We start from the raw sequence: 23,621 nt of genomic DNA, 5'->3' as shown, positions 1-23,621 counted from the left end.
TCTTGTCGGGGCTGCGCATGACCCGCGGCCCCGCAGCCCCGCAGGCCCCGCAGCCCCGGCGCCAGCCTAGAGCTCCTCGGCGAAGAGCGTGACGTTCTCCGCGGCCAGCATCTCCATGGTCAGGTCGTCGACGGGGATGGCCTGGAACGCCGCGCGGTCGGGCAGGCCCTCGTCGGTAAGCTGCCCGGCGCTGGCGTCCATCACAGCGACCATCCGGACGTACTGGTCGGCGGTCAGGCTGGCGACAAGGCCCTCAATGGTGTCCTCGTTGTCCTCGCCGAACCACCACGGCGGCACCAGGTCGTTGACGGCGCGCGGCAGCCAGGATTGAATGTGCTCGAGGAGCCCCATCAGCGCGTCCAGCCCGAGCGCCTCCGGCTCGGTCCGCTCGGCCATCCTGTCCACAACGTCCGCCATTTTCAGAGGGAACTCGTAGCGGGGCGAGTGGGCCGCGAGGAATCTCAGGGACTGCGCCAGGGCGTCGATGACAAGGCGTCGATAGGCGTTGTCCTCCTGGAAGGCGTCGGTGAAGCGCAGGTCGCTGACCTGCTTGGCATAGGCCGCCTCGGCGTAGAAAGACGCGGGAGGCAGGCCCGGGAGGGCGTCGAGCATGCGCTCGGGCACCGCGGCGAGCGCGCGGAGAACGCCGAACGCTGGGCCGTCGGTGCGCAGCGTCACGGCCGCCATGATGTCCGCAACCTCGGCGTACACCTCCAGCTCGGGCACCGGGTCCTCGGTCCAGAGCGAGGCGTGGAACGCCAGCCCCTCATCGGTCTGCTCCGGCGCGGGCAGGAGGCCCGGCAGCTCCGCGCAGACCTGCTCGACCGCGCCCAGGTCGAAGTCGCCGGCCGCGATCCACCCGCGGCGGGCGAAGTACCGAGCCGGGACAAAGCGCGGGTCCAGCTCCGACAGTCGCGCCAGTTCCTGGTCGATCCGGTTCAGGCGCAACATTGCCTCTGCGGGCGAGATCCCCTCGTCGAGCGCCTCGCGCAGCTCCCCGATGCCGTTGAGCGTGTGTGCCAGCGACTCGACCGCCTCGTTCGGGTATTCGGTCGGCAGCTCCTCGGAGCCGGTGTATTCGTCCGCGGCCTCCCGCACCGCGTCGACGAGAGCCTGCGCGAATTCCGCCTGCTCCTCGTCCTCGGGGCGGAAGAAACGCGGCGCGACCTCGGCCTGGATCTGCAGGGGTGCGCCGCCAGCATTTGTTTCCCATTGTGCGATAGCCATACGGGAAGTATATGGGCGCGGACGCGATGCTGTCGGTGCAAGTTCATGGCCTCGTGCTGCACCCCTAGACTCGTCAGTATGAAGATCGCGGCCTTTGACTTCGACGGCACCCTCCACCACCCCGACGAACCGAACGGGTTCAGCCCCGCCGACCTCGCCGCGATCCAGGCGTGGCGCGACGCCGGCCACCTCGCCATTTCCGCCACGGGCCGCTCCCGCTCCGCCCTCGCTTACGGCATGCGCGGCAGCACGCTCGCCTTCGACTACCAGGTCCTTTCCAATGGCGCGTCCGCCACCACGGGCGACAACCGCGAGCTCATCTTCGGCTACACCATCGACCCGGACGTGCTCCTCGCCGCGCTGGACGCCTTCGGCGAGCGCGCCGGCCTGGCCATCTACGGCACGACGATCGGCCCCGTCGACGGCGTCTTCGCTGACAACACCGGCGGGGTGAGCCACTTCACCGAGCACTTCACCCCCATGACCCGCGCGGACATCCCGGAGCATCAGTTCGCGGTGGTGCCGATCTGGGTGCCCACGGATGAGGCGCTGCGCCGCGAGGTCGTGGCCTGGGGCGAGTCGCTTGCCGGGGACTACACCGTCGCGCAAAACCAGCAGTACGTGGACATCATGGCGCCGGGCCGCACGAAGGGCGCGGGTATCCTCGAGCTCCTTGACCGCCTGCACATTGACCGCTCTGACGTGGAGCTTTTCACCTTCGGCGACTCATGGAACGACATGTCCATGCACGCCATCGCGGACCATTCCTACAGCTTCGCCCACTCCCCGGCCGATGTCCGCGCGGCCACCGACCACGTGATTACGCGCGTGGCGGACGCGCTGTCACCGCGGTAGGCACCCAGCTCTCGCCGTCCTTCGCGGGCTTACCGCACGACGGCACGACCCCGGAAATCTCCTTGCGCGCAAGCTCCACGGTGTAGGACGCCCCGTGCTTATCGACGCGCACGTATCCCCCATCACCCGCCACCGCAACGTCGGTGACCTCTAGCTCGCCGTAGCGGACCTGCTCGCCGGCACGCGCCAGTTCCGCCGCGACCGCAACCTCGGCGGCCTGCGCCGGCGCGCTCAGCGTGCCACGCCCCCGGTTGCCGGGGACGAAGTACTCGCCGCGCAGCGCTGCCTCCAGCATGGCGTCGGTGGCCTCGAAGGTCATCCGGCCGAAGCTGTACGCCCAAGGCATGAGCAGCATTGTCGGCGCGAAGCGGTGCCCCTTGATGTGCGAGGTTTCCCACACCACGTCGTTGCCGTGGCCGAACGGGTACTTCTGCACCAGCTTGTTGATCATGCTGCGGCCCTTCACCGCGCAGCAGCGGTCGCGCTTGGCGTGCGTGCATACAAGCAGCAGTGGCTTGGTACGCGCAGTCGCGCCCACTGCGGCATTCTTGCCCGGGCCGGACAGGTCCAGCTCCAGGAGTGCTTCGGGGCCGTCGACGTGCATGACCTCGGTGGCCTCGTCCTCGGCGAAGACGAGGTAGACGTGGTGGTCGTCGATCTGGCGGCCCTCGCGCGTGGGGTGGCGGATGAGGAGCAGGGAGGCGTCGTACTCGGCGAGGTGCGCTTTGAGCTTCTCGGTGATCTCCTCCCCGAGCGTGCCGCCGTCGAGCACGTCGTGGGTCCAGGCGTGCGGCCACTCGAAGAGCACGTACGTCGAACCCGGCTTCGCCGTGCCGGGAAGCGACTCGACCTGGACGTCGGAACAGGACGCGGCCGGGGTACTGGTCAACGTTTCCTCACTCATGGCCTCCACCCTACAGCCTTTAGGGTGCCCTAATACACGCCCCTAATACACGGCCTCAGTACACCGCTTCGACGCGCCAGCTGCGCCGGGTCCACACCAGCAGCCACGCTTCCGCGACGCTGCCCGCCTCCGGCTTCTCCCCGACGACCTGGAGGCGCGCCACGCGCTGCCCGGCCGCACCCCACCAGCCCTCGTCCACGGGCCAGGGGCCGGCCCACCCCGTGACCAGGTACTTGTGCTCGCCCCAGGCCAGCGCGTAGGGGTCCGAGGACAGGAGGGCTTCGGCGGTGACGGTGATGGGGTGCGCGTGGGCGTCGATAAGCATGATGCGCGAGGCCGGGTGGTCGATACCGCCGCCGAGGCGGGCGGGCAGCGGCGCCGGGATCGCGCCCGGCCACGGCTGGGTGGCGGTGGCGGGCGGCTGCTCGCCGAAGGGAGAGAAGGCGATGCGCTCGGCCACGCCGCGGCCGCCGACGGCGCGCGGCTGGACCACTGCGTCGATGCCCAGCTGGGACTGCACACGCTCGATCACGCGACGCGCCTCGCCGCGCGTCTGCGCCACCCCGCCGCCGAAGAGCTCGCGCGCCTCGGGCGCGGCCAGCTCGAGTGGCTCCAGGATGAGGGAGGTGATCGCGCCGGCGCCGCCGCCGGTGAGCCAACCGTCGAGCTGCCAGCGCACCCGGTCCGCGGTGGCGGACTCGGTGAGTGCTTCGCGGGTGCGCCAGACGCGCTCGACGCGCTCGCCGGTGGCCAGCTCCGCAATCACTTTCAGGCGCAGGCAGCTCGCGCCGCGCTCGGCGAGCCGCTCGTGCAGCGTGGCGGCCAGCGCGCGGGCGGCGAACGCGGCGGCGTCGACGCGCTCGATCGGGTCCTCCGGGGTCAGCCCGACGGCCAGGTCCGCGGCCGGGAGTTCGGGGGCGACGCGGCGGTCCGGTGCGGCGCTCGCGATGCGGTGGATGCGCATCCCGCCGGCCCCGAAGCGGGTGGTTACTGCCTGCGGCGGCAGTTGCGCGAGCTGGCCCAGCGTGGTGATGCCCAGCTGGCCGAGCGCGTTGACGGTCGGGATGTCCGCGCCGAGCGCCACCTCCGCGACCAGGGTGTTCAGTGGCTGCTGCGCGAGGAATTGCGCGGACGCGCCCGGGGCGACGAGTTGGGAGGTGCGCGTGGCGATCACCGCGGTGGCCAGCTCGTCGGCGGCGCCCACGAAGGCTTCAATGCCGCTGCGTTGGGCGGCGTCCAGCATCATTTCCAGGGCCGTGTCCTCGCTTCCGTGGAAGCGGGCCGCCGCCTGCAGGTCCGCCACAATCAGGCCGGGGCGCAGGACCTCGACGGAGGCGGCGACGTCGTCGAGCCCGCCGGCGAGCGAGGCGAACATGCGCCCGTCGCGGTCCGGGTTGTCCTCCACCACCGTCAGCTCGGGCGCGAGCGCCTGTGCGTTGCGCACCCGCATGCCGCGGCGCACGCCCGCCCGGCGCGCGGCCTGCGAGCACACCTTGATCCGGTGCTGCGCGGCAATGGCAATCGGTTCTTGCAACGTATCGGCCGCGTCCAGGGTGGCGGCCTGCACGGGCCAGTCGGGGAACCATAGCGCCGCCACCCGCATTTAAGGCACCGCCTTCAGGCGACGGCCGGGGGCAGCGCTCGCAGCACCCACAGCGCTCGCCGGCCCCGCGCCGAGCGTGAGCGTTACCGTCGCGCCCGGCCACCCCTTCGCCTCGGCGCGCACGCGCACGTCGATCCCCCGGATGCGCCCCGTGCCCCGACCGATGCCGTGGAACTGCGCGATCTGCCCGGTGACCCGCAGCGCGGGCGAAGGCACCGACACGTTCACCGCCACCAGCGCGGCGTTGCCCTTGCGCAGTCGCGCGAGCAGTGGCCGGGCGCGCACCGGGCTCAGCTGGAGCGCCGTCCGGGTGCGCAGCACCACCAGGTCGAGCCCCTCCGCGAGCACGCCCGCCACCGCGAGGTCCTCGATCCCCGGCTCCGGCACCGCGATCACCCGCTCGAGCGCACTGGCCGCCACGCCTGCGTACGAGAGCTCCGGCCACCCGATCACGCCCACGCTGCCTCCCGCCCCGGCGACGCGGTCGAGCAGCTCGACTATCAGCGCGGGCGTCTCGCTCACCTGCGTGACAGCGTGGCGCGACAGCCCGCCATTCGGCAACACCTGCGAAAACCCGCCGCTCACAGGCAGCACATCCTCGCCCACCACAACGTTCGGCGCTGCCTGCCCGCCCATCTCCGCCATCCGGGCGCGGAGCTGCGCAATCCGGGCATGCCGATCCACGTCAGGGACACTTTCCGCCCCCTGACCTGCGCTGTTCTGCACCCCGCTGAGCGCTCGAATGGACGTTCTGTTCACGCCACATAGTATGCACCCCACCCCGAACATGGGCAACCGCCGAGGTCGCACGGGTTTGCGAATATAGCGAGCCACGCTTCTCGACGCCACACCCTCCGCCACCCCACCTACCCCTGCTACAGTACTGCCCATGTTCCCCAGCGACATCCGCTCCCGCGTCACCCCGATCCCCACCCCGCTCGCCGTGCGCGCCGCGGGGTCCGCGGGGGTGGCCGGGTCGGTGGCCATCATGGCGTCGTCGGCGCCAATCGCGGTCCGGGCGGGCGTCGCGCTTGCCTGCATCGCGGTGGCGCTCGGTGTGACGCTTGCACACCCCTACCGGCGCGCGATGCGCGAATTTGCGGCGCAGAAAGGTGCGTCCACGGTGGCGTCGATAAGCATGCTCGTGCCGTTGATGCTCTGGTGGCTGCTGCTCATGCTTGCGCCGCTGCTGCAGTGGCCGGTGTGGGGCGCGCTGCTCGTGTTCGTGGGACTCTTCGCGCTCGCGTGGCTACTATTTCCTCACGTCGACGGCTCGCGGCGGCTCGCCTACGCCTAGCTAGTCCAAGTCCCGGTCCGCAGCCCAACGGGTGAGCTGGTGGCGGTTGGAGGTCTGCGTCTTGCGCAAGATATTCGACGCATGCGTCTCCACCGTCTTCACCGAGATGAACAGCTGCTTGCCAATCTCCTTGTAGGTGTAGCCGCGGGCGAGCAGGCGCAGAACCTCCAGCTCGCGGCGGGTCAGCGCGTCCACCGCAGGGTCCTCCACCTTGACCGGCTCGCCTGCCGGATCCTCGACCACCCCGCCCGAAGCGAAGGCGTCGAGGACGAAGCCGGCCAGGCGCGGCGAGAAGTACGCATCCCCACCGTCAACTCGGGCGATCGCCTCGGCGAGCTCCGCGCCGTCGATGTTCTTGGTCACGTAGCCGCGCGCACCTGCGCGGATCAACGCGATGACGTCCTCGGCGGCGTCGGACACGCTCAGGCACAGAAACTTCGCGGCCTGCTGTGTCTTCTGCACCGCGCGCAACACCGCCAGCCCGCCGCCGTCCGGCATGTGCACGTCGAGGAGCACGACGTCCGGGTTGCTCTCGCGGATGCCCTCGATCGCGTCGGCGACGGTGCCGGACTCGCCGACAATCTCGACCTTTTCCGCCAGCTCGGCGCGCACGCCGGCGCGGAACACGGAGTGATCATCTACAAGAAAGACGCGAACCATAACAACCAGGCTAACGGTGCCTACAGCGTCAGCTCCACTTCCGTCCCCTCTCCAGGCGCCGACGTGATCCGGGCCGTCCCGCCGGCGCGCTCCATGCGACCGATAATGGAGTCGCGCACCCCGTGGCGGTCCTCCGGGATCGAGCGCTGGTCGAAGCCCGCGCCGCGGTCGCGCACGAACACGGCGAGCTGGCCGGCGAGGTTTTCGGCGTAGACGTCGATCGCTTCGGCGCCGCTGTGCTTCGCGGCGTTCACCATGGCCTCACGCGCTGCCAGCGCCACCGGCTCGTTGCCCTCCGTGAGCGCGGGGTCCTCGCCCACCGTGACGGGGCGGATCACCACGCCGAAGGTGTCCTCGACCTCCCCGGCCGCCCGGTTGAGCGCCTGGAAGAGTGAGGCGGGCGTCGTCGAGGGGTGCTCGGGGGCGTCGAAAAGCCAGGCGCGAAGCTCGCGCTCCTGGCCGCGCGCAAGCCGGGCGACCTCCTCGGGGTGCTCGGCCTGCTTCTGAATCAGGGCGAGGGTCTGCAACACCGAATCGTGCAGCCGGGCGGCAATCTCCGCGCGCTGATCCGCTACCGCCTTCGCCTCACGCTCCGCAAGCAGCGAAGAGGTCAGGCGCATCAGCAACGGGATGACCAGCACCGCCACGCCGCACACCGTGACCAGGACCGACACCACCACCCCGGTGATGCCTGCGCGCTCGCCCAGCATCGCGATTGCAAACACCCCGCCCATCACCAGCAGCGCACCCACCGACAAGGCGATCACGTTCGCCGTCGTCCCCATCTCCCTGTCGTAGGCCTGCAGCGCCAGCACCGCGCCCACGGTAAACAGGCCGAGGACGAGCACCACCGAGCTGCCGAAGCCGCTCGACACCTTCAGCGAGACGAGCGCGCCCGCGACCGCCACCGCCACCAGCACGAGGTTGACCACCCGCGTCCAGCTTTGATGTCCCACAATCTCCGGCGTCACCGCCGGCTCAGCGTCGGTGGTCTTCGGCTCCAGCGGCGTGGTCATCCACAGCGCCGCGTAGGCCAACGCGCCAGCGCCGCCGACGAATGCGCCAACGATGAAAAACAGGCGCACCCAGCGCTCGTCCACCCCGAGATACCGCGCCAGGCCCGAGGCGATGCCTGCCACCATGAGGTTGCGGCGGCTCCGGGTGAAGCGCGAATACAGTGCGGGGGGCTGCGCGGCGTACGGGGTGGATTTTGCCATGCCCTCAATTCTTCCACCCGCACCTGCAGCGCGGATCGGGGACAACCCTGACTTTTCCGCGCACCCCGCCGCGCGCAAAGTTCAGGGGAATTCCGGATGGTCGCACCACCTCTGACCGGCGATAATGAAGGTATGGAAACGACACAGACCTTCACCAAGATGTGGGAGACCCGCCCGCCCCGCATCCCGAAGGACCAGGGCGGCAACGCGGTCCTCGCCGGTGTGGCCGAAGGCTTCGGCGCACGCTACAACATCGACCCCGTGATCATCCGCATCGCCTTCGTCGTCCTCACCCTCTGCTTCGGCGGCGGCCTATTCCTCTACTTCCTGTGCTGGATCAACATGGGCCGCTTCGGCGTCCCGTTCAGCCCCTGGTCCGCGCTCGCCACCGGCCGAGGCAACATCGCGCGCGAGTCGAAGACGGGCAAAAAAGAACGCACTCTGGCGATCTGGCTGCTCATCGGCATGTTCGTCTTCTTCCCGTCCTTGTCCTACGCCAGCGACGGCACCACCATCTACAGCGCCGCCATCACCTTCGCGCTCTTCGGGCTGGGCTGGTACCTGCTCTACCAGCGCGCCCCGGAGCCCCCCGCCGGTCTGCTCGTGCCGCAGCAGGGGCGCACGCTTCACGACGCTCACCCGTCCGGTCCCTACACCGCCCCCGGTAACACCGACGCAGGCGGATCCACCGCGTGGCGAGCAGACGCGGCCGAATCCCCAGAGAACCCTTACGCGCAATCCGCCACGGCGAACCTGACCACCCCGCCGGAATTCCCGCACCCCGCCACCCCGCCGGCGTGGGACCCACTCGGTGCTGCACCGGAGCTGTGGCACCTGCCGGATCCGAACAGCGAGGCCGACGCTTCCGACGACGACACGCCTCCGAAAGGCTCCAAGCGCAGCTGGTGGATCGCCGTCGCCGTCGTGGTCGGCGTGCTCGTCCTGGGAGTGATCTCCGCCGTCGTCGAGAACGGTAACGCGGGCAACATGTTCGGCGGTTCCAATATCACCACCACCACGGAAACCGAGGTCAATGACGTCTCCGAGACCATGGGCGACGTGAACGTGGACTATCGCGACCTCCCGTCCCTCGATCAGGAGCGCACCGCCACGCTGCACACCAACATCGGCAACGTGGACGTCGTGCTGCCGAAGGACGTGCCGGTCGAGGTGCACTGCTCGACCAACCTCGGCTCGACCGACTGCCCCACCGATACCGTCAACCCCGATGCACCGGGCAAGACACTGCGTATCAACGCCACCACCAACATCGGCAACGTCACCGTCCGCGAGCCTTAAGGGGCCCTTCCGGTTTTAGAGTGCGTTGATTTTGTCCTGTAGTTGTCCGGAGTGGATCAGGCACCGCAAGATGTAGTGGTTGAGGTTTTTGAATCCTAGGGCGATGCCGCGTAGGTGTTCGAGTCTGCCGTTGATTGCCTCGACGGGGCCGTTGGATGCACCGGTATCAAAGTAGGCGAGCACATCTTTATGAAAAGATTGTCAATTATCTATGCCCTGACATTGGGCCGTCGCGGGATCATTCTGGATGAGCCGACGAACGGTTTAAACGATGAAATTGTCGAACGCCTTTTGACAACGCTACGTGAATATCGCAGCACCCGTACTTGGGTAGCGTATGCGCTCTAACAAGATAGGAATTGTGATGGTCGCAATAGTTTGGAATAAAATCTCTTTTCGATACTCGAAATATGGGCCATATATTCTGCGGGATGCCGCGCTGTCGTTGTCACGGCCTGGCATCTACGAAGTCCGGGGCCCATCGGGAAGCGGTAAATCCACGGTTCTGGATCTGTTAGCCGGTCTGCGCTCACCCAGTGAAGGCAGGGTAACCATCGACGGTAAACGGTTCGGAAAGGGCGCGGCCAAGAAGCTAACCTCGTGGCGGGCCGCGCACGTCGGGTACGCACCACAGGCACCGACCCTCCTGCCTAGCCTCAGCTGCCGGGAGAACCTCGAGCTGGCAGTTCACGTCGCCGGACAGGGCCTCGACGCCCAGGGCAGGGATGAGCTACTTGGCACGTTGGGCATGCAGCCTTTCACAGAAGCCCTGCCGGGGGAGCTATCCGGGGGTCAACGCCAGCGCGTTGCGGTGGCCCAGGCACTAGCTTCCCAACCGGACTTGGTGCTCATGGATGAGCCCGTCAGCGCGCTTGATGGAGCGAATGTCACCGTGGTCGAGGACTTGTTGCGCCAGTCGGCGAAGCGGGGAGCGATAGTGGTCTATTGCTCCCACCGTGAGCTTTTCGACGGGCAGGCAAAAACGCTGCTGCAGATGGGGCATAGCTCATGAAGACCATGACTCCCACCGCCGCCTACCGGAGAGAGCTGTCGGTGACGGCGCGCCCCTTCATCGGGGGAATCGTACTGGCTGCGGTAGTAATAGGCACGCTCGTCGGCACCATCCTTTACGTCGCATTCTCGACTGGCGGAAGCAGCGACTTCAAGGCCGGCGTGACGAATATGAGCCTGATTGCGATCATCCCGGCATTCGCCGGGGTCCGGTTGGCGCATCAGAATTTTATCGCTGACCACCGAAATACCGTGCAAGCGCTGCGGATTCTCGGCATAGGTAGGGCGTTTTTCACCAGGCACCTGCTCCTGCAAGGGGCGTGCCTGGCGCTTCTGGCAAGCGCTTCGGCGGTCGTGTTGGGACGGTTGTTAGCGGCGCCGCTTTTCAAGGTGATTCTGCTAGGGCTCAACAAACAGCTGCCAGATCACTGGGGCTCGCCCATTGACGTTGCCTGGTCGTCACTGCTGGTCTTAGTCCCCTTGTACCTCCTCGGCGTGGGGATTCTCAACGTCGACAAGGTGCTGGCCAAAACCGGGGATCCGGGAGCGGCGACAGAAGGTAAGTCCAAATCCTTGGTGGGGCTGGTTGGCCTAGTGCTCGCAGTGGTCAATATTGCCGCGGGTATCTGGTGTATGGTGACGACTCCGCCAGGGCCTGTCGTGTTGATATTCGTCTTCACCTTGCCGTTCCTCGCTGTCACACTTGCCGGCACCTTCGCCCGGGCGCTAGCTCGTTGGGCAGCCGCAGCGATCAAAAAGGTGAGCGGATGGTCGGCACCCGCGCTAGGCATCCGCTCCTCCGAAACCGTCGGGACGACCTCGAGGGTGGGGCTTGCTACCGCGCTCGTAGCCATTCCGCTGGCAGGCTTCACAGGTGCACAGACCTCGTTATGGGCGGCAAATTACGTAGGCTCCCAGAATTTCCAAACGGTCCCAGTCGTCGTTGGCCAAGATTTTCGCCTACTGGAAGCGCAGGAAGCAGACGGTGTATGTGAGGAGATCGGCGACGACTGCCGTGGGGTCGTCTACTGGCAGCCTTCGGACTTCGAATCCGCGGGGGAGACCTCCGTACCGATGGAGAAGGCGAATGACTATTCTCTGGCCGGATCGAATGACCACGTGATAGGGCAGCTACTCTCGCCCGGGGCGCCGGTGAAAGCTCACAGCCCCTTCTACCCAGACTTCATGGTGCCGTTCTCCGGTATTTCTAGCGAGTCTCCGGTCAAACCGGAATGGGGGCTTCCCGTGGTCGCAGAATCGGCTAGCGCACCGGATCATCTCCGAGTGGAGTCCGCGCAGGATTGGGTACGGCATGTGGATATGGATAGCCAGATCATGTACGGGCCCCACGGCGACGGAACCGCCGGCTTCGTACCCACCGCGGCCTACACTCTGCTGGCGATCTGCCTGGTCCTCGCGGTCTCTGTGATGGGCAAGCGGGCCAATTTGCATGCGTTCTTCTCACCACTGCGTCTTCTGGGCCGTACCCAAGGCGCGATCCAGCGAGCAGAGTTCTGGGCAATCCTCTTTCCGTACTGTGTTGCCATGCTGACAGCGCTCCTAGTGGGCATCTGGTACACGGTCGCCGTCCATGTCGCAGTCTCGGCGTACCCGGGGGCGCTGCTGCCTTACCTTCCCCCAGGGCTATGGGTGCTCTTTGTCCTCGTCTTCTTAGGCACGAGTGCGACTGCCTTCTTGCCAACTCCAGACAAGGACGAGCGTGGCGCAGATGCGCCCTAGACACTGGCGTGCCGGCGCCTAAAGAGGCCCCCGCAACGCGAAGCGCCGCCTCCCTGCAGGTTCTGCAAGGCAGGCGGCGCTTTCGTCGAGGCGGGAGTTACTCCCACTCGATGGTCCCCGGCGGCTTGGACGTCACGTCCAGCACAACGCGGTTGACCTCTGCGACCTCGTTGGTGATGCGGGTAGAGATCGCCTCGAGCGTCTCGTACGGGACGCGGACCCAGTCGGCGGTCATCGCGTCCTCGGAGGCAACCGGGCGCAGCACGATCGGGTGGCCGTAGGTGCGGTGATCGCCCTGGACGCCGACCGAGCGGACCTCTGCAAGCAGCACGACCGGGCACTGCCAGATCTGCTCGTCCAGGCCAGCCTTGGTCAGCTCCTCGCGCGCGATCGCGTCGGCGGCGCGCAGCGTGTCCAGGCGCTCCTGCGTGACCTCGCCAATGATGCGGATGCCCAGGCCCGGGCCCGGGAACGGCTGGCGGTTCACAATCTCCTCGGGCAGGCCGAGCTCGCGGCCGACGGCGCGGACCTCATCTTTGAACAGGAGGCGCAGCGGCTCGACGAGCTCAAACTCCACGTCGTCCGGCAGGCCGCCGACGTTGTGGTGGCTCTTAATGTTTGCGGTGCCGGTGCCTCCGCCGGACTCCACCACGTCCGGGTACAGGGTGCCCTGGACGAGGTAGTCAACGTTTTGGCCTTCCAGCACACCGGCAACGGCGCGCTCGAAGGAACGGATGAACTCCGCACCGATCGCCTTGCGCTTGGCCTCCGGCTCGGTCACGCCGGCGAGCTTGCCCAGGAAGGCTTCGCGCTCGTCCACGGTGACCAGCTTCGCGCCGGTAGCGGCGACGAAGTCGTTTTCCACCTGCTCGCGCTCACCCTGGCGCAGCAGGCCGTGGTCCACGAACACGCAGGTGAGGCGGTCGCCGATCGCGCGCTGCACCAGCGCCGCGGCGACGGCGGAGTCCACGCCACCGGACAGGGCGCAAATGGCGCGGCCGTCGCCGACCTGCTCGCGCACCTGCTCGATGAGCTGCTCCGCGATGTTGGAAGCGGTCCAGTTCTGCTCCAGGCCGGCGACCTCGGTGAGGAAGCGGGTGAGCACCTCCTGGCCGTGCGGGGAGTGCATAACCTCGGGGTGGTACTGCACGCCGGCGAGCTTCTTGTCCACGCACTCGAAGGCGGCCACCGGTGCGCCCGGGGTGGACGCGGTGACGGTAAAGCCCTCCGGCGCCTCGGTGACGGAGTCGCCGTGCGACATCCACACCGGGTGCTCGTTCGGGGTGTCGGCGTGGAGCACGCCGCCGTCGACAAGCATATTGGTGCGGCCGTACTCCCTGGCCCCGGTCTCGGCGACCTTGCCGCCGAGCGTCTGGGTCATGATCTGGAAGCCGTAGCAGATGCCAAAGATGGGCAGACCCAACTCGAAGATCTCTGGGTCCAGCTGCGGGGCACCCTCGGCGTACACCGACGACGGGCCGCCGGAGAGCACCAGCGCGGCCGGGTTTTTCTCGCGCACCTCAGCGGCGGAGATGGTGGACGGGACGACCTCGGAGTACACGCGCGCCTCGCGCACACGGCGTGCGATGAGCTGCGCGTACTGGGCGCCGAAGTCGACGACAAGAACGGGGCGATTTTGCGGAGTAGTCACGGCACAGAGTCTAGCCCACGGCCCCGCCACGGCACCACGCGCGCCCAATTGGCCCTGTCTACCGCGGCCTACTGCGGGGCCGACGATCCTCCCTGCCCCTGTGCCTGACCCGCCGCAATCGCAACGCCAAGCGCAACAATGCTGGTCAGCACCACCCCGCCTGCGGCAGCGGCTCCGCCGAGATGGAAGCCTGAACCCTCCAGCGCAGCATCCAGCGCACCGGTGACCTCGGGTGGCAGCGCGCGCAGCTGCGCGTCGAGCTCATCAAGCGCCGGTGTCAGCCCCGGCACCTGTACCTGCTGTGCAAGCGCAATCGGGACGAGCAGCAGCAGCGGGCTGGCCGCCAGCGCGAGGAGCATGCTTGTCGACGACCCGCCGACCCCACTCCCCGTAGACCCGCTACTCGACGAGCCCGGCTTGCCCTGCACCCCGTCCCGCGGCGGGGTGGTGGTTGGCGCCGTGGTGGGCACAGAGGTTGTCGTGTGAGACGTGACCGTGGTCGTTGTCGTTGACGACGCCTCAGTTGTCGCGGTTGTCGTCGGCGCTTCAGTTTTCGCGGTTGTCGGCGCAGCGGTTGTCGGCACAGCGGGCGTCGTTGCCGACGGCCGAACCGGCTTTGCAGTCTGCGCCGGCTCTGAAGGCTGCGCAGTCGCTGTTGGCTCTGCGGTCACGGTCGTCGCACTCGCCGAACTCGTCTGTGTCGTCGCAGTCGCCCGCGTCGCCTGCGTCGTCGCCGTGGTCGACTGACCGCCGCGCGCCACCTTCGCGGTAAACGCCGCGTCCTGCGTGCTGCCGTCCGGGTAGGTCAGCGCAAGGCGCACCGGGGTGGCATCCCCGGCCTTCGCACCGGCGGGCGGGCGCAGCGTCACGGTGCCCTCGCCGTCCGTGAGCGCGACGTCCCAGCCGCCGGGGCCTGTCGCGGCGACGACGGTGCCCTCCGGCAGCGCGTCGCCGACGTTCGCGGACGACAACTGCGCCCCGGCGGCGCCGGCGACGTCGCGCCACTTCGGGTGTAGGTTCGCGGCCAGCGAGGTCACCACTACCGGCAGGGTCAGCTCGACGCGCTCGCCGCCGGGCAGCGTGGCCACCACCGGGATGTCGTAGGACCCGGCCACGACGAACTCGGCGTCGCGCTTCCGCGCGGCGGGCCTGAGCGTCGCGGCGCCGGTGGCGGGGTCGATCGCCACCCAGTTGCCATACGGCGAGCCTTCTGCCAGGGCGAACGTGGCCGAGTCGCCGAACCCGCCCGGGGCCTCAGACCGGGTTGTCTCCCCCGCGGGCGCCACGACCGTCCCCTCGGGGTAGGCGCGCGCGTCGGTCACCCGCACGGTCACGTCCTGCGTGTCGCTGCTGCCGTCGCCGTAGGTGGCGGTGATGCGCAGCGTCGCGCGGTCCCCCGCCTTCGCGCCCGCGTCGGGGTGCACGGTGACGGAGTCGCCGTTGGCGGAGGCGGACCAAGATGTGGCGTCGATAAGCGATGCCTCGACCACCGCACCTTCCACCGAGTCGCCCGAATTGGCGACCTCGATCGGCTCGCCCTGCGGCGCGCTGGCATCGGCCCAGGTCGGCGCGGTGCGGTCGCTGACCGTGCGCACCGTCACCGGGACCTCGATGTCGCGAGTCGCGCCGCTGTGGTCGGTCACGCGCACGCGCAGCGTCCGCTCGCCGGCCTGCGAAAGCTTCGGGGTGTACGAAATGGTGCCTTGCTTATCGACGCTCCCCTCACCCCCAACAACCGCAAACTCCAACCCCTCGCGCACGCCCTCGAGCGGCGCGATGGTCACCGGCTCGCCCACCTGCGCCTCGGTCCGCGTGGGGTAGGCAACCTCGGAGCGGTTCGCGCCGACCGTGACGGGGACCTCGATGATGCGGACGTTGCCGCTGCCATCCTCCGCGCGCACCGGCACCCGCACCAGGCCCGACGGGACCTTCGCGTCCGGGCGCAGCGTGATCGTGCCGTCGGCGTCTACCTGCGCCCACGTCGGCGTCGGCCCGGTGTAGCCCGGCGCGCCCGAGTCAGCCTCCGTGACCGGCGCGAACGCGATGTTTTCGCCCGCAGGGGCAGCGACCTCGCGCTCGTCATCGCGGGCGACCCGCTGCGGTGGGTAAGGGGCATCGCCCAGGTCAGCGACGTTATCCCCCGGGGGTGCGACGACGGTGACGGTGAAGGTGTCGGTGTCAACCGTGTCAGGCTTGCCCTCCGTAGTGTCGGAGTACTTCGTTGTCGCCGTGAGCGTCGCGGTCGTGCCGACCTTGGCGTCGGCGGGCGCGGTGACGTCGATGGAGCCGTCCGCGTTGGCGGTGGCGGCGAACCCGTCGGTGTCGGCCGCGACCGAAGTCGTGGCGTCCTCGCCCGGCAGCGTACCGGCAAGCGGGACGCGCACCGTGGTCGTTCCGCGCTCCAGCGTGGCATCGTCCCAGCGCGGCTCGTACTGGGCGGCCAGCGGGGTCACGGTCACGTCGACACCGAAGCGGGAGTGCGACCCGTCCTGGAAGTCCACCCGCATTTGGACCTTGTGTTTGCCCACGTGCTCGGGCGCGGTCGGGCGCGCCACGATGCGGCCGTTCTCCACGGATACCCACTCGGCGTCCTTGCCAACCACGGTGAACGTAGGGTTCACCGGCTGCTCCGGGTCGCCCGCGATGCCGGCGGAATCGAACTCCGGGAGCGCGGCGCTTCCCTCCTGCCCCGTCGCGGTGGTGATCGGTGCGACCGCCCGGGGGACGTAGTTGTCCTTGTCGGACAGGTTGCCAAAGAAGACGTAGAGCGGGACGGTGTCCCACGCCTCTTCCATCGTGCTGTCGTTGAACGTGGTCAAGGACTCGCCGTCGCGGGCCTTCCAGCGGAAGCGGACCGGCAATGCCCCACCCGCGTAGCCCTGGTTGGTCAGCTCCTCCAGCTTCTTCTCCGCGTGGATGCGCAGCTCCTGGAACTGGCCGTTCGCGTCATTGACCACCTCGACGTTGACGTACTGGGGATCAAGGAGCGGATTGCCAGGGTTTTCTTCCTGCGGCTGCGGCTCCACCACCAGGTCGGCGTCCCAGATCCCGTCCGGCCAGAACCCCGGCGTCTCGCGCTCCTTGCACCGCACCAGCTCCTCGCCCGGCTTCTCCCCGCACTGTACTTGCGGGTCCTTCCACGAAATGTCCTTCCGGGTCAGCGTGAGCGTCTCTCCCGGGGTCAGCGGGATCGGGCGGCGCGCAAACCGCGGCTCCTCCACCGTGGCCGGGTTGTTGTACGCCTCGTAGCTCTCCTCGTTGTTAAACAACACCACGGTCAGGTGCTGCGTCCAGTCGTGACCGTCCGGGTAGGTCACCTTCACGCTCAGCGACGCCACCTGCTCCGGCGTGGTCAGCTTGTTGGTCATGCGGAGGTACGCGGAGATGTCGTTGGTGATGCGGATTTGCCCGGTGTTGGAGTCCACCTCCAACCACTCCGGGCCGTCGAGCTTGGTGTAGGTCAGCGGCTGCGGCGGCGTCACCCGCTCGTATTCGGGGATGAAGTGCGCGTACACCGGCGGGTTGAACGTGTCGCCGCGCTCGACCTGGTCGCGCAGGACGTACAGCCAGTTGCCAAACTCGGGCCGGTAGTAGGTGAACAGGGGGTAATCGCTCGCGCCGGCGTCGCCAAGCGGTGCCTCAGCCGAGTTGGACACGTCGGAGGCCGCAGGGGCTGACGACGCTGGCGGCGCGCACAACGCGACGGCAATCACGGTGGTGGTGACAAGTGCTACTGCAGAACGAACAATCCGTCCACGCATTTCAGTTCTCCCAAACTTTCCGCCGGACTAGAGCACGACACGCGCCAAAGTAAGGGCGCATGAGCCTTCCATAAAAACTAGTAGGCGTTGGCGCAAAATTCCATAGGAAGCGGCGCGCCCGTGCGTGCGCACGCCTAGTAGACGGCCCGGCGAAGGCGCTCAAGCGCGTCGTGCACCCCGTCGACCGAGGGGTCCTCGCCGAGGTCCTTGGAGGAGAGCTGCAGCTGGGCGATGGAGGCGTCGGCAGCCTGAATGGCCTGCTCCACCTGCGCGACCAGCGGGTCGATGTTCTGGCCCACTGGCTGCTGCGCGGTGGACTGGGACCAGCGGCGGATCATCTCCAGCGGCATCTTGGTCAGCTCGGAGATGGAGTTCACCTTCAGCTCTACGCGGTTGGCCAGCGAGGAGTGCAGGAACACCGCGTTGTCCATGTCGCGGAGGGCGACCTCCATGGCGTCATAGAGCATCTGCATCGACTCAATCCGGTCCTCCTCCGCGGAGAACGTCGCCGTCTGCGCGGCGTGCAGGCGGGCTAGGGCGATCGCAGTGCGGGCCTTCGCCGCGCGGTCCTGGAGTTCCTCGGCGACCTCGGCGAGCGATTGCGCGTTTTCATCAATAATCCCGCGCATGGTGGCCCACACCTGCAGCGGTGCGAGCAACAGCGTGCGGGTGGCGCCCTCCGCCACCACGTTTTCCATCTCGCCTTTGACCCGGTTGGTCACGGCGTTTTCCTCCAACAGGGTCTGGCAGGCGCGCGAGAGCTCCTCGGCCGACTGCTTGATGGAGGTCTGGATGCCCATGAAACTCTCCAGCTCCGCGTACAGCGCCGCGGTGGCCTCGTACACCTCACCTTCGCCCTCGGGGAGGACAAAGCCGGCCTCCTCGCGCGCGGCGACCTCGGCGGGCAGGATCTCCGCCATGAACGCGTCGTAGTCCGGGATGAGCTCGCAGATCCGCTCCCACCCGAGCTCGGCCCGCTTCCGTCGTCCGACCCCCTCGGTCTTCGCCTTGTGCTCAACAACGTTCGCCTCCTGGTACACCTTCGCGGCGTCCTGGAAGTAGTGCGTCATCGGCCGGGTGCGCACCGACAGATAGCGGTCCCCCGGCAGCGGGGTGACCGTGGCCAAGACGTCGTACGCCGAACCGCTCTTGGCCAAGTTTCGCACGTAGGCGGCGAACGGCTTGCCGGCCTGGATCCAGTCCCACATGGCCTTGAACGCGCCGCCCGGCATCTCGTCCTGGCGGATGAGGTTGTGCGGCTTGCCGATCATCTCTTCCAGCGGGTACTGGGCGTAGTAGATGAACACCTCGTTCACGTCGGTCATGATGCCCTTGGCATCCGTGACCGAGAAGAAGATGTCATCCACCTCGACCAGGTGCTGCGGGCCGTCCGTCACATCCCGGTCCAGAATCACGTCGTAGGCCATAGTGGGTCTCAATCTATCAGGTATTTCTGCGCAATATCCGATTATTCTCGGACGGTCAGATTCACCTTCTGGAACGACTTGGTGTCCGTGTAACCGCACTTCGCCATGATCCTGCGCAGGCCACCCACCAGGTTCATGGTGCCGTACGGGTCGTGCGACGGTCCGTGCAGCACAATCTCCAGCGGCTGGCGCTCCTCGGCAGCAACCACCCGACGCATCTCACCACGCGGGAAGCGCGGGTGCCCCAGCACCGACTCCCAGTACATGCCCTCGCCGGAGGCCTCCGCGGCGCGAGCGAGCGGCTCGCCCACCATGACCGCGTCCGCGCCCAGCGCGAGCGCAACGGCAATCTGGCCAGAGGTGCGCACGTCCGCGTCAGCGAGGACGTGGACGTAGCGGCCACCAGTCTCATCCAGGTAGTCGCGGCGCGCCGCGGCCACGTCGGCGATCGCGGTGGCCAGCGGGACGTCCAGCGCCATGTTCTGGTTCGACTGGCCGGAGCCGACGATCACGCCGGCCGCGCCCGAGCGCATGAGGTGCATCGCGGTGCTGTAGTCAAAGACGCCGCCGGCGATCACCGGGACGTCGAGGGAGCCGATGAACTCCTTCAGGTTGAGCGGCTCGCCGCCCTGCTGCACGTGCTCGGCGGAGATGATGGTGCCCTGGATAAACAGGATCTCTGCGCCCGCCTTGATCAGGTGCGGCGCCAGCTCGCGCGCGTTCTGCGGGCTCACGCGCACCGCGACGGTCGCGCCCGAGTCGCGCACGCGCGCCATGTGCTCCGCAAACAGGTCCATGTCCAACTTCGCCTGGTGCAGCTCCTGCAGCACGGCGGTGCCGCGCGACTGGGACTGCAGCATGGTCTCCATCTCGTGCCAGTCGGTGCTCGCCGCGCCGACGACTTTTGCCACGGAGTCCGCGAACGACGCGTGACGGCCCAGCAGGCCCTCCGCGTTGAGGATGCCCAGGCCGCCCTGCTTGCCCATCTCAATGACAAACTCGGGGCTGGCCAGCGCGTCCGTCGGGTGCGAGCACAGTGGCAGGTCGAACGTGTAAGCGTCGATATGCCAGGTGGCGTCGACGTCCTTGGACGAGCGCGTGCGGCGCGCCGGGACCAGGGACAGATCGCGGAGGTCATAGGCCTTGCGCGCCTCGCGGCCGCTGCCAATTTCCACGTATTCGTGCATGGTGTTGTTACAACTCGATCCTAGTGGCGGTAGTTCGGTGCCTCGACGGTCTGGGTGATGTCGTGCGGGTGGGATTCGCGCAGGCCAGCCGTGGTGATCTGAACGAACTGCTTGGTCTGCAGCTCCTCGATCGATGCGGAGCCGGTGTAGCCCATCGCTGCGCGCAGGCCGCCGACGATCTGGTGGGTGATGGAGTCGAGCTCGCCGCGGAATGGCACGCGCCCCTCAACACCCTCCGGCACCAGCTTGTCCTCGCTGGTCACATCGGCCTGGAAGTAGCGGTCCTTGGAGAAGGAACGCTTCTCCCCCGTCAGGCCGCGGCCCTGCATGGCGCCCATGGAGCCCATGCCGCGGTAGCGCTTGTACTGCTTGCCGCCCACCACGACGATCTCGCCCGGGGCCTCGGCGGTACCGGCGAGCATGGAGCCAAGCATGACGGTCGATGCGCCGGCGGCCAGGGCCTTGGCCACATCGCCGGAGAACTGCATGCCGCCGTCTGCAATGATCGGCACGCCCGCCTTGTGCGCCGGCACGGAGGCCTCCATGATCGCGGTGATCTGCGGCGCGCCGACGCCGGCAACAACGCGGGTGGTGCAGATCGACCCCGGGCCGATGCCCACCTTGATGGCGTCCGCGCCGGCGTCGATCATCGCCTGCGCCGCGGAGCGGGTGGCCAGGTTGCCGCCGATGACGTCGAGGCGGTCGCCGAAGTCCTTCTGCACGCGCGCGACCATCTCCAGCACGCGGTTGTTGTGCGCGTGTGCGGAGTCGACCACGAGGGCGTCGACGCCGGCCTCGGCCAGCAGACCGGCGCGGTCGTAAGAGTCCTCACCGGTGCCGATACCGGCGGCGACGAGCAGGCGGCCGTTCGCGTCCTTGGACGCGTTCGGGTACTGCTCCGTCTTCACAAAGTCCTTCACGGTGATCAGACCGACCAGCTTGCCGTCCTTGGACACGATCGGCAGCTTCTCCACCTTGTTTGCGGAAAGCAGCTCGAGCGCCTTCTCCTTGGTCACGCCCTCTTCTGCCACGACCAGCGGCATCGGCGTCATAATCTCGGCGACCTTGCGCTCGTAGTCGCGCTCGAACCGCATGTCGCGGTTGGTAACGATGCCCACGAGGCGCTCGTCCTCGTCCACGACCGGCAGCCCGGAGATCCGGAACCGGGCACACAGCGCGTCCACGTCGTTCACGGTCATGTCCGGGCGCGCGGTGACTGGGTTGGTCACCATGCCAGACTCAGAGCGCTTGACCACGTCGACGTTTTCCGCCTGATCCTGCGCGCTCAAGTTGCGGTGCAGCACGCCAATACCACCCTGGCGGGCCATGGCGATGGCCATACGCGACTCGGTGACGGTGTCCATCGCCGCCGACGCAATCGGCATGCCGAGGGTAATGTTGCGGCTGAACTTGGACGTCGTGGACACCTCGGCGGGCACGATGTGGGACTCGGCCGGCAGGAGCAGCACATCGTCAAAAGTCAGGCCTCGCAGCGCCACCTTGTTCGGGTCGTCGCCACCTGTGAGAACTCGTTCATTTGCCATATTGCTGCGTCTCCTCTCCCGCGCGGGTCACACCGTTTACTTTCCGTCATGATATATCGTCAGCGCCGTTTCACGTAAGGCGGGGGAATTGGCACGGGCCCGCAAAGCACATAGGGTTGGTGGTGTGAACTTTGATGACATGATGCCCAAGGACCCGTTCGCGGATGACCCGAACGATCCGGCGTCGTTTATTGAGGATGACGCGCTCCCGGAACCCCTCTCCCCGCAGGAGCGTGCCGACGTGCTGCGCGACCTGCAGTGCGTTCGCGACTGCATCCGTCGCCTGCAGCCCCGCGGCATCCGCGGCATCTACTTCATGTGCGACGACTGCGAGCAATGGCACTACTACGACTGGGCCATCATGGAACACAACATGCTGGCCACCCTGCGCAACCAGCTCCCGCCGGTGCACGAGCCGAGCGCGGAAATTGATTACGACGCCTACGTCACCTGGGACTACGCCATGGGGTTCCTCGACGGCCTGGAGGCCCGCTAACTTCGGGCCCGGCGCTTCCTAGTAGTTCTGCGCCTGACCAAGCGCGTCGCTGTGGTCCGCCACCGACCCGGCACCCTCGCTTTCCCCGGCTGCACCCTGATCCACCTGCGACGGCGCGACCGCCCCGTCCGCAGCGCTTTCCTCGTTCCCGGACTCTGCGCCCTGGCTTGGCGCAGCCGCGCTCGGTTGAGGTAGTGGGTTCGGGCGAACGGCACTGGGCTGGCTGGACGGCTGAGCGCTCGGTCGGTCGGCCGCGCTGGACGCCGGCTGCTCCAGGGGCGGCTGCGGGCTGGCTGAGGGCACCACCGTTTCCGTCACGGTCTGCGGCTCCGGAGCGGGAGCCGGCGGCTCAGCAGGCGGCGGGGTGACCGTCACCGTGGAGACCTTGGTACGCATCGTGGTGATCGGGGCCCGGCCCTCTTCGCCGTCCCGGCCCTGATTTGCCCGCGGCTCCATGGATGCAAGCAGCGCCCTGGCCTGCTCGAACAGCGCGGACGCCGCGTCCTTGTCGCCGGAGTCGTTGGCCGCCTCGAGCTCGTCGAGCGTGGCGGCCAGCTCGACGGCCGCGGTGCGGTCACCAAAGACTGCGGTCGCCGGGCCCCAGAGGGGCGAACCAGGGGTTGCGTTGTAGAGCGCCGCCCCGCTGCCGGTGACAACGGCGGTCGCCGCGGCAGCGCCGACCAGGCCGGAGACCCACGGGCTCACACCACGGCGCGACCGGCGCGGCTTCCGGGACGCGCTGCGGAACGGGATGACGGAACCTGCTGTACCGGTCTCGTCGGAAGCGTCGGAGGCGTCGGGGTTGTCGGAGGGGGTCGACGTGGCGTCGATAAGCAGCGGCTCCGACGCGGGACGATCCACCTCGCCCTTCAAGTCCAGGAAGAGTGCTGCGAGCTCATCCTCGCCGCCGGAGGGGTCCTCGCCTGCAGCGATCGCATCAAGCCAAGCGTCTACGTCAGCTACCGCGGCGAACTCCTCGGTGGCCTCATCATCGCGCCGAGTCATTGTGCAACTCCCCTTCCTCCAGTTTTTTACGCAGCGTCGCCAGCGCACGGTACTGGGCAACTCGCACCGCACCCGCGGTCGAGCCCACAGCCTGCGCCGTCTCCTCTGCGGAAAGGCCGACGAACACCCTCAGGATGACGATGTCGCGCGCCTTGTCATTGAGTACATCGAGCAACGCGCGCGCTCTGTTACTCCCGTCCCCCACCAGCGCAAACTCCTCCGGAGTCAGGCCGTGAAACTCCTCATCCGGCACCTCTTCGGTGGGGGTGAGCTTGTCGCGCGAGAGCGCGCGGTGCGCGTCAGCGACCTTGTTAAACGCGATGCCGTACACGAACGCCATAAACGGCTTGCCCTGGTCCACGTAGCGGTGGATCGAGGTGGCCACCGCGAGGCAGATCTCCTGCGCGACGTCCTCCGCCGTGGGCATGCGGTGCCCGCCAATCCGTGCGCGGGTGTAGCGCAGCACCATCGGGTGCACGATGGCCAGCACCCGCTGCAGTGCCCGCTTGTCCCCGTTTGCGGCGAGGGGGACGAGCCGCTGCAGCTCGTCCTCATCGTGGGGAGTCGTCATCTCGCTCCTTGCTCGCTCGCCGGCTTAAGGTCCACCGTTTTAAGTAACCGTAGGAAGTGTAATAGGTCGCAGACCATAATGTTGCACCGCGGTCCAGTAGGCACACACGCCCACAGAGCGCTTATCGACGCCACCTCCCCGGCATTTTCCGCACCTCTTCCAAGGT

19 protein-coding genes and 1 pseudogene are annotated in these 23,621 nt (G+C 67.8%); 6 read left to right on the top strand and 14 right to left on the bottom strand.

Annotation, left to right across the window (positions count from 1 at the left end; genetic code table 11):
* Window positions 1–66 precede the first annotated feature (66 nt).
* Window positions 67–1,227: a hypothetical protein gene (locus tag CKJ85_RS03360; protein ID WP_095553404.1), complete on the bottom strand. Its 1,161-nt coding sequence runs from the start codon at window positions 1,225–1,227 to the stop codon at window positions 67–69.
* Window positions 1,228–1,305: 78 nt separating this feature from the next.
* Between CKJ85_RS03360 and CKJ85_RS03355 the strand changes: the two genes are divergently transcribed.
* On the top strand, window positions 1,306–2,082 hold the full coding sequence (locus tag CKJ85_RS03355; protein WP_095535331.1) for an HAD family hydrolase: 777 nt from the start codon (window positions 1,306–1,308) through the stop codon (window positions 2,080–2,082).
* Here CKJ85_RS03355 and CKJ85_RS03350 read toward each other — a convergent pair.
* From CKJ85_RS03350 to CKJ85_RS03340, 3 genes are read right to left on the bottom strand one after another with little or no spacing between them, the layout of a single operon-like run.
* On the bottom strand, window positions 2,048–2,986 hold the full coding sequence (locus tag CKJ85_RS03350; RefSeq protein ID WP_095553403.1) for a sucrase ferredoxin: 939 nt from the start codon (window positions 2,984–2,986) through the stop codon (window positions 2,048–2,050). The two genes, CKJ85_RS03355 and CKJ85_RS03350, sit on opposite strands and share 35 nt — an antisense overlap.
* Before the next feature lie 55 nt (window positions 2,987–3,041).
* Window positions 3,042–4,589: a DNA polymerase Y family protein gene (locus tag CKJ85_RS03345; protein WP_095553402.1), complete on the bottom strand. Its 1,548-nt coding sequence runs from the start codon at window positions 4,587–4,589 to the stop codon at window positions 3,042–3,044.
* Window positions 4,590–5,273: a hypothetical protein gene (locus CKJ85_RS03340; RefSeq protein ID WP_198947138.1), complete on the bottom strand. Its 684-nt coding sequence runs from the start codon at window positions 5,271–5,273 to the stop codon at window positions 4,590–4,592.
* A gap of 205 nt (window positions 5,274–5,478) precedes the next feature.
* Between CKJ85_RS03340 and CKJ85_RS03335 the strand changes: the two genes are divergently transcribed.
* Window positions 5,479–5,886: a hypothetical protein gene (locus tag CKJ85_RS03335; protein WP_095535329.1), complete on the top strand. Its 408-nt coding sequence runs from the start codon at window positions 5,479–5,481 to the stop codon at window positions 5,884–5,886.
* On the opposite strand, the gene CKJ85_RS03330 is transcribed toward CKJ85_RS03335, so the two are convergent.
* On the bottom strand, window positions 5,887–6,546 hold the full coding sequence (locus CKJ85_RS03330; protein WP_095277766.1) for a response regulator transcription factor: 660 nt from the start codon (window positions 6,544–6,546) through the stop codon (window positions 5,887–5,889).
* 20 nt (window positions 6,547–6,566) lie between these two features.
* Window positions 6,567–7,763, bottom strand: a complete 1,197-nt coding sequence (locus CKJ85_RS03325; protein WP_095553401.1) for an ATP-binding protein — start codon at window positions 7,761–7,763, stop codon at window positions 6,567–6,569.
* Window positions 7,764–7,895: 132 nt separating this feature from the next.
* Between CKJ85_RS03325 and CKJ85_RS03320 the strand changes: the two genes are divergently transcribed.
* Window positions 7,896–9,062, top strand: coding sequence for a PspC domain-containing protein (locus tag CKJ85_RS03320; protein WP_158221607.1), 1,167 nt, complete (start codon window positions 7,896–7,898; stop codon window positions 9,060–9,062).
* Window positions 9,063–9,077: 15 nt separating this feature from the next.
* Here CKJ85_RS03320 and CKJ85_RS03315 read toward each other — a convergent pair.
* Window positions 9,078–9,248: pseudogene (locus tag CKJ85_RS03315) on the bottom strand (transposase); the annotation flags it as partial.
* 151 nt (window positions 9,249–9,399) lie between these two features.
* On the opposite strand from CKJ85_RS03315, the gene CKJ85_RS03310 reads away from it, so the two are divergent.
* Together CKJ85_RS03310 and CKJ85_RS03305 are read left to right on the top strand one after the other, a co-directional pair.
* A complete protein-coding gene (locus tag CKJ85_RS03310; protein WP_095553399.1) occupies window positions 9,400–10,074 on the top strand; it encodes an ABC transporter ATP-binding protein in 675 nt (224 codons plus the stop codon).
* On the top strand, window positions 10,071–11,813 hold the full coding sequence (locus tag CKJ85_RS03305) for an FtsX-like permease family protein (RefSeq protein WP_095553398.1): 1,743 nt from the start codon (window positions 10,071–10,073) through the stop codon (window positions 11,811–11,813). Before CKJ85_RS03310 ends, CKJ85_RS03305 begins: the two co-directional genes overlap by 4 nt.
* Window positions 11,814–11,910: 97 nt before the next feature.
* On the opposite strand, the gene guaA is transcribed toward CKJ85_RS03305, so the two are convergent.
* The 5 genes from guaA to guaB form a co-directional block, all read right to left on the bottom strand.
* Window positions 11,911–13,464 carry a glutamine-hydrolyzing GMP synthase gene (guaA, locus tag CKJ85_RS03300; protein ID WP_369825015.1) on the bottom strand — a complete coding sequence of 518 codons (1,554 nt, stop codon included), beginning with the start codon at window positions 13,462–13,464 and terminating at the stop codon, window positions 11,911–11,913.
* A 68-nt stretch (window positions 13,465–13,532) separates the two neighbouring features.
* Window positions 13,533–17,225: a Rib/alpha-like domain-containing protein gene (locus CKJ85_RS03295; protein ID WP_143340131.1), complete on the bottom strand. Its 3,693-nt coding sequence runs from the start codon at window positions 17,223–17,225 to the stop codon at window positions 13,533–13,535.
* A 134-nt stretch (window positions 17,226–17,359) separates the two neighbouring features.
* Window positions 17,360–18,652, bottom strand: coding sequence for a PAS domain-containing protein (locus CKJ85_RS03290; RefSeq protein WP_095553395.1), 1,293 nt, complete (start codon window positions 18,650–18,652; stop codon window positions 17,360–17,362).
* A 41-nt stretch (window positions 18,653–18,693) separates the two neighbouring features.
* The gene (locus tag CKJ85_RS03285; protein ID WP_095553394.1) at window positions 18,694–19,839 is read right to left on the bottom strand and encodes a GuaB3 family IMP dehydrogenase-related protein; all 1,146 of its coding nucleotides are present in this window, start codon (window positions 19,837–19,839) and stop codon (window positions 18,694–18,696) included.
* A gap of 20 nt (window positions 19,840–19,859) precedes the next feature.
* A complete protein-coding gene (gene guaB, locus CKJ85_RS03280) occupies window positions 19,860–21,383 on the bottom strand; it encodes an IMP dehydrogenase (RefSeq protein ID WP_095553393.1) in 1,524 nt (507 codons plus the stop codon).
* A 124-nt stretch (window positions 21,384–21,507) separates the two neighbouring features.
* Here guaB and CKJ85_RS03275 point away from each other — a divergent pair, with 124 nt between their 5' ends.
* Window positions 21,508–21,879 (top strand): DUF5319 domain-containing protein, encoded by a 372-nt coding sequence (locus tag CKJ85_RS03275; protein WP_186439349.1) that lies wholly within the window; start codon window positions 21,508–21,510, stop codon window positions 21,877–21,879.
* Window positions 21,880–21,897: 18 nt separating this feature from the next.
* On the opposite strand, the gene CKJ85_RS03270 is transcribed toward CKJ85_RS03275, so the two are convergent.
* Window positions 21,898–22,884 (bottom strand): hypothetical protein, encoded by a 987-nt coding sequence (locus CKJ85_RS03270; RefSeq protein ID WP_095553392.1) that lies wholly within the window; start codon window positions 22,882–22,884, stop codon window positions 21,898–21,900.
* Window positions 22,868–23,455, bottom strand: coding sequence for a sigma-70 family RNA polymerase sigma factor (locus tag CKJ85_RS03265; protein WP_095546772.1), 588 nt, complete (start codon window positions 23,453–23,455; stop codon window positions 22,868–22,870). Before CKJ85_RS03265 ends, CKJ85_RS03270 begins: the two co-directional genes overlap by 17 nt.
* Window positions 23,456–23,621: the final 166 nt, after the last annotated feature.

The organism is Corynebacterium sp. NML 150383 (genome assembly GCF_002285085.1).
Taxonomy (GTDB): domain Bacteria; phylum Actinomycetota; class Actinomycetes; order Mycobacteriales; family Mycobacteriaceae; genus Corynebacterium; species Corynebacterium gottingense.
Note: the sequence above shows the minus strand (reverse complement) of the source record. Positions and strands in the feature narration are given on the sequence as shown.

What these genes read in the sequence shown, in the direction of transcription:
- CKJ85_RS03360 (WP_095553404.1), bottom strand. Translation starts at nt 1,227, where the DNA reads ATGGCTATCGCACAATGGGAAACAAATGCTGGCGGCGCACCCCTGCAG.
- CKJ85_RS03355 (WP_095535331.1), top strand. Translation starts at nt 1,306, where the DNA reads ATGAAGATCGCGGCCTTTGACTTCGACGGCACCCTCCACCACCCCGAC.
- CKJ85_RS03350 (WP_095553403.1), bottom strand. Translation starts at nt 2,986, where the DNA reads ATGAGTGAGGAAACGTTGACCAGTACCCCGGCCGCGTCCTGTTCCGAC.
- CKJ85_RS03345 (WP_095553402.1), bottom strand. Translation starts at nt 4,589, where the DNA reads ATGCGGGTGGCGGCGCTATGGTTCCCCGACTGGCCCGTGCAGGCCGCC.
- CKJ85_RS03335 (WP_095535329.1), top strand. Translation starts at nt 5,479, where the DNA reads ATGTTCCCCAGCGACATCCGCTCCCGCGTCACCCCGATCCCCACCCCG.
- CKJ85_RS03330 (WP_095277766.1), bottom strand. Translation starts at nt 6,546, where the DNA reads ATGGTTCGCGTCTTTCTTGTAGATGATCACTCCGTGTTCCGCGCCGGC.
- CKJ85_RS03325 (WP_095553401.1), bottom strand. Translation starts at nt 7,763, where the DNA reads ATGGCAAAATCCACCCCGTACGCCGCGCAGCCCCCCGCACTGTATTCG.
- CKJ85_RS03320 (WP_158221607.1), top strand. Translation starts at nt 7,896, where the DNA reads ATGGAAACGACACAGACCTTCACCAAGATGTGGGAGACCCGCCCGCCC.
- CKJ85_RS03310 (WP_095553399.1), top strand. Translation starts at nt 9,400, where the DNA reads ATGCGCTCTAACAAGATAGGAATTGTGATGGTCGCAATAGTTTGGAAT.
- CKJ85_RS03305 (WP_095553398.1), top strand. Translation starts at nt 10,071, where the DNA reads ATGAAGACCATGACTCCCACCGCCGCCTACCGGAGAGAGCTGTCGGTG.
- CKJ85_RS03295 (WP_143340131.1), bottom strand. Translation starts at nt 17,225, where the DNA reads ATGCGTGGACGGATTGTTCGTTCTGCAGTAGCACTTGTCACCACCACC.
- CKJ85_RS03290 (WP_095553395.1), bottom strand. Translation starts at nt 18,652, where the DNA reads ATGGCCTACGACGTGATTCTGGACCGGGATGTGACGGACGGCCCGCAG.
- CKJ85_RS03285 (WP_095553394.1), bottom strand. Translation starts at nt 19,839, where the DNA reads ATGCACGAATACGTGGAAATTGGCAGCGGCCGCGAGGCGCGCAAGGCC.
- guaB (WP_095553393.1), bottom strand. Translation starts at nt 21,383, where the DNA reads ATGGCAAATGAACGAGTTCTCACAGGTGGCGACGACCCGAACAAGGTG.
- CKJ85_RS03270 (WP_095553392.1), bottom strand. Translation starts at nt 22,884, where the DNA reads ATGACTCGGCGCGATGATGAGGCCACCGAGGAGTTCGCCGCGGTAGCT.
- CKJ85_RS03265 (WP_095546772.1), bottom strand. Translation starts at nt 23,455, where the DNA reads ATGACGACTCCCCACGATGAGGACGAGCTGCAGCGGCTCGTCCCCCTC.